At 59.1% G+C, this 4,928-nt stretch carries 2 protein-coding genes and 1 pseudogene; 1 reads left to right on the forward strand and 2 read right to left on the reverse strand.

Features of this window, described 5'->3' with window-relative positions:
• Nucleotides 1–298: 298 nt before the first annotated feature.
• A pseudogene (gene ctaD, locus CK221_RS29260) lies at nt 299–1,899 on the reverse strand (cytochrome c oxidase subunit I).
• A 389-nt stretch (nt 1,900–2,288) separates the two neighbouring features.
• On the opposite strand from ctaD, the gene CK221_RS29265 reads away from it, so the two are divergent.
• The gene (locus CK221_RS29265; protein WP_095780250.1) at nt 2,289–3,071 is read left to right on the forward strand and encodes a DUF2243 domain-containing protein; all 783 of its coding nucleotides are present in this window, start codon (nt 2,289–2,291) and stop codon (nt 3,069–3,071) included.
• A gap of 546 nt (nt 3,072–3,617) precedes the next feature.
• Here the strand turns inward: CK221_RS29265 and CK221_RS31195 are convergent.
• Nucleotides 3,618–3,743 (reverse strand): hypothetical protein, encoded by a 126-nt coding sequence (locus tag CK221_RS31195; protein WP_280952206.1) that lies wholly within the window; start codon nt 3,741–3,743, stop codon nt 3,618–3,620.
• Nucleotides 3,744–4,928 lie beyond the last annotated feature (1,185 nt).

Here is a 4,928-nt window from a genome sequence, read left to right on the forward strand (position 1 = left end):
GCTCCGACACACGGACGGTGTATTGCAGTCGCTTATTGTGCATGAACATGAGGGTTCTCCAGGGTTGGGATCCGCCCGAACAGCCTTGGATCAGGAATGTTCCTTGGCGCTGACGCTCATTGCAAACGGCGATGAACTATCCGCGAGCCCGACCGGAGGATCAGGAACGGCTCGCTAGGGGCCCGGTACTTTCCCGGGCCAACCCCAACCCCGTCGTGTTGGGATGCTGATTGAGGGCCACGAGAGCCAGGGCATTGGCTGCAGGGATCGTCACGCATCGCGCCGAAATCGACGCGGGCTATTTAATGATCGGGAGCCTGTCCCATTGATGGAACGGCGGTGGCGAAGGCAACATCCACTCCAAGGTGGTGGCCCCCGGACCCCAAGGATTGTCGCCGGCCTCCCTTCGTCTGTAGAAGGCGTCGACCACTCCGGCCAGGAAGAACAGTACGCTTGCGGCAGATATGTAGGAGCCATAGGAAGAGACCATATTCCAGCCCGCAAATGCATCAGGATAGTCTACATAGCGGCGTGGCATGCCGGCCAAACCTAAAAAGTGATGCGGAAAGAAAACCAAGTTGACGCCGACAAAGGTCGTCCAGAAATGCACTCCCGCCAGTAGAGTGTTATACACATACCCGGTCATCTTCGGGAACCAGTAATACCAGCCCGCGAAGATCCCAAAGAGAGCTCCCAGTGACAGAATGTAGTGGAAATGCGCGACGACGAAATAAGTGTCGTGCAATACACGGTCGAGCGCGGCGTTGGCCAGCTGAACGCCGGTAACTCCGCCAATGGTAAAGAGAAAGATGAATCCTAGAGCCCAGAGCATCGGCGTTTGCATACGGATCGATCCGCCCCACATTGTGGCGATCCAGGAAAACACTTTTATACCCGTTGGCACCGCGATCACCATTGTCGCGAAGGTAAAATAGCGCTGCGTGTCGAGGCCAATGCCGCTGGTGTACATATGGTGCGCCCAGACGACAAACCCTATCACGCCGATCGCCACGATCGCATAGACCATGCCGAGATAGCCGAAGATCGGTTCGCGCGAAAACGTCGATATTACCTGGCTCACAATGCCGAATGCCGGGAGGATCATGATGTAGACTTCCGGATGACCGAAGAACCAGAAAAGATGCTGGTAAAGGAGCAAATCGCCGCCCTGGTCCGGGACGAAGAAGGCAGTGCCGAAGTTCCGGTCGGTCAGCAACATGGTAATCCCGCCTGCGAGAACGGGGAGCGCGAGGAGAAGAAGGAATGCTGTAATCAGAACCGACCACGCGAACAGAGGCATCTTGTGGAGCGTCATGCCGGGCGCGCGCATGTTGAAGATCGTGGTGATGAAATTGATCGCCCCGAGGATGGATGAGGCCCCGGCAATGTGCAGCGACAGAATGACCAGGTCAACGGCAGGCCCAGGATGGCCCGACGTCGACAGCGTTGGGTAGAGGAACCATCCCGTTCCCGCCCCATAGCCTCCTGGTACGCTGGGCATGAACATCGACATCAAAAGCAAAATGAAGGCGGGCGGCAGCAGCCAGAAGGAAACGTTGTTCATCCGCGGGAAAGCCATATCCGGAGCCCGATCATGAGCGGTATCATCCAGTTGGCAAAGCCGCCGATCAGACCGGGCATCACCGCGAAGAAGATCATGATAAGGGCGTGTGCTGTCGTGAATACGTTGTAGAGCTGCTTGCCTGCATCGATGGCCGTGTCGCCCTGGAAGCCGTATATAAGTGAGGCCAAGCCAGGGAAGATCTGTATACCCGGTTGCTGAAGTTCCATGCGCATGGCCACCGAAAGCAGCATGCCAATGATGCCCGCGACGATCGCGAAAATCAGATAAAGTGTCCCGATGTCCTTGTGATTGGTTGAAAACAGCCATCGGGTCACTCCTGTCGGCGTGTGCGTCGCAGGCGAAGTGTCCGCGTTCGGCGATGAGCTGGCATCGTGATCTCCATTTGAGAAGGCAAGCGCGTCCCAACCTCGCTTGTGCGGGATTGTTCCTGATGATTGGCAGTAACGTCAAAGCCAAGGGAACAACTGCAAACCCAGGAGGTTCGGGCAAGCGGGAGAAGAAGGAGCGATGTCCGATGCTCGAAACTGTTGCGGCGGTGCTAGTGCTCCTGGCTGTGGTCGGAGGCCTAATCTGTGCTTTCTGGGTTGAGGCCCGTTATGGCGTACACGGCTGAGCGAAGACATTCCGGCTGTGTCAGTCGACGAGCTCAGACCGACGATGCCGGTCGTCCCTCGTCCGGCCGCTTTGAGGTAGGTCGCCAATCATGCGCTTGAACGGGCCAGCAATCGATCGGAAGGCCGTTGTTGGCTGGCTGCTCGTTGGATATGCCCTGGGCGGCTTTTTCGACGGCATCGTTCTGCATCAGATCCTGCAGTGGCACCATCTCCTGTCCGGCCTCCCCGAACCGGCACGATCAGACTTGCGCTTCCAGATTCTGGCGGACGGCCTCTTTCACCTGCTGATGTATCTCTTGTGCGTCTTGGGCACCGTGTTGCTCGTGGCGGCTCGTGCATCTGGCGCGCGCCCCGGCACCACAAGCGAAATCCTACGGCTCGCCTTGGCCGGGTTCGGCGCCTGGCACATCGTTGACGCCGTCATCATTCATTGGCTGCTCGGCCTTCACCGGATCAGGATGGCGAGCGAAGTGCCACTGGCATGGGACATGGGATGGCTGGTCATTTTTGGCATCTTGCCTTTGGTGCTCGTTCTCCTGATGCCCAATCGGGGAGGACCGGCTCGAGGCGCGGCGGCTGCTTTGATGAGTGTTACCATAGTAGCCGGGCTGGCTGCGGGCGCAGGTCAGCGCTTCGAGGGTGCAGCCGACACGATCGTCGTCTTCCGGGAAGGTCTAAGCCAGGCCCAAATGATGCGAGCCGTACTCGAGGCGCGGACGAACCTAAAATGGACCGATAAAGGTGGGACAATCTGGGTGGTCGACGAGGTCTCTTGGGCCGGCCTCATAACGCTTCACGCGGAAGGAGCCGTTCTCGTCAGCACAACGCCGGTCGCCGCGGGCTGCCTGGCCTGGGCTGCCGTCAAGGTCTGAAGTGGGGCGCAGCTCGGCGAGTAGAAAAATGATGAGGCGCCAATCATTTCGTGGCGGTCGAGAAAGAGGCGGTAAGCATGCGCCCGCCCCCGTAAAAAACAAGGATTCCACCGCATACTCGAACTGAGGCGCCATTCGCAATCGCGTGACGAGGAAGCTATTTGCCGCCGCCGCTTCCTTCTTGGAAGCCGTCGAGAACATGGGCCTCGAGGCATGATTTCGAAGCGGCGCACCAGCAATTATCGCAGCGGCAAGCAGGACTTGTGGGTGAAGACAACATGCTCAGAGAAGCGACTTCGAACCGCTGGGCATCAAGCGAGAGAGCCCGCGAAGCCCGCTGCAGCAATCATGGCGCGGGTAGCCGGCACGGCGTTCACAACGCTGCCCGGTGGCCTCGGGGAACGGCTGTGGAAGCGTGTCGAGGAGGCCAGGGCGCCAAAGCCCGCGCAGCGTGTGCCGAGCGTCTTCGCGCTGATGTGTGCGGCCTGAGACATTACCGGCCAGGTGAAGTTCCATCGCGGCGAGCACACGCTACGCCATTCGACCTCAAACGCGGCCCGCGCGATTTCCCTGATCGAGCGCAAGGCCAAGCTTTGGATCAAGCCGGCCAAAGGTATCGTCCAGTAAAGCGATCATCTCGAAGGTGGTGAGCAGATCAGCGAAGCCGATCATTTCCTTCCATGCCCCACATTCGGCCAAGCCGTAGACCTGCCTGACCTACGGCAAATCATCTGGGATGAACACCCGGCGACAAGCCGCTGGAGAGGGGGCAGTGGAGCAATGTTACGCGGCGGGGCGACGGCGTTTTCCGTCTGGACAAAGGTCGCATCAAACGGCTCCGATTAAACAGGGAAACCCGCCCCCGAGCCGAATCAACCACATAGTGAGCCAGGGCCGATCGCAACGCAGTTTGCTCACCCTATGGCACCTTGTCCTCCGACGACCGTCGTCACCCCCCCTGCCCCCGCCCCGCTCGGCGGTCGTCATCTTCTTAGCAATGCAACAAATGTGAGCGACCGACGTCAGCGGTGCCGATATAGGTCCTGTTGTCGCCCCAGCGTCGACCGGACACGGCCGCTTAGAAGGAACTCAACTCCACGAGGAGATCATGACTAAGCGCTCTGCGAACTTCATTTCCGCTTTTGACTTTGACGTCATCCGAGAAGTCTTCCGGCGTTCGGTCGTAGAAGATTGTGTTCCGCGCCAAGACTGGGAAGACGTGCAAATGGGCTTGTTCGCAGCTTCATAGGCGCTCAACCTCCGGCCGAGGTCATCGCCGCATTGCTCGATTCCATGGATCAACAAAATGCCGGCCGACCGGAGCCGGCGGGCTACTCGAGGTGGCTCAATTCCCAGCAGCCCTGAGCGACAAACTGCCCAGCTCCGTCTTGTTAGCGCGCTCGCCAGCCGACCTGCCCTCGCCGACGGCGTAGGCGTCTGAGGTTATTTGTGAGGTTTTTCGGGCTGGGGGCGGGCGAATAGGTCAGCGTGACACACTTGGTGCCGCACTTCGCGGCGTTTCATCTTCGGCCGGAGAGCGTCAGGGCCGAGGCGATCGGGGGGCGCCGGATATCAAGCTTCTGATTTAGCAGTCGAGACAGCCGGGCGGTGACGGACATTCGCTCTTCGATCAGCTCTTGCGGCGTCCAGCGGTTGCCCATGCCCAACTGATGTAGGCTGCGACCATCCAGACCTCCAGGGTTAGGTCCTGCTCCGCTTGGAGAGGGAGCGCCATGGGCCTAACGCAAGGTCATGCTGGTACAGCGTACATACATGCCTCAACCCCTAGGACCAATCGACATTCAGGATTCAAAATCGCGTTGATGCATGATTCATAGGCTTCCAGATTCGATCTGG

It is taken from the genome of Mesorhizobium sp. WSM3868 (genome assembly GCF_002294785.1).
Taxonomy (GTDB): Bacteria; Pseudomonadota; Alphaproteobacteria; order Rhizobiales; family Rhizobiaceae; genus Mesorhizobium.

What these genes read in the sequence shown, in the direction of transcription:
- CK221_RS29265 (WP_095780250.1), top strand. Translation starts at nt 2,289, where the DNA reads ATGCGCTTGAACGGGCCAGCAATCGATCGGAAGGCCGTTGTTGGCTGG.
- CK221_RS31195 (WP_280952206.1), bottom strand. Translation starts at nt 3,743, where the DNA reads ATGATCGGCTTCGCTGATCTGCTCACCACCTTCGAGATGATCGCTTTA.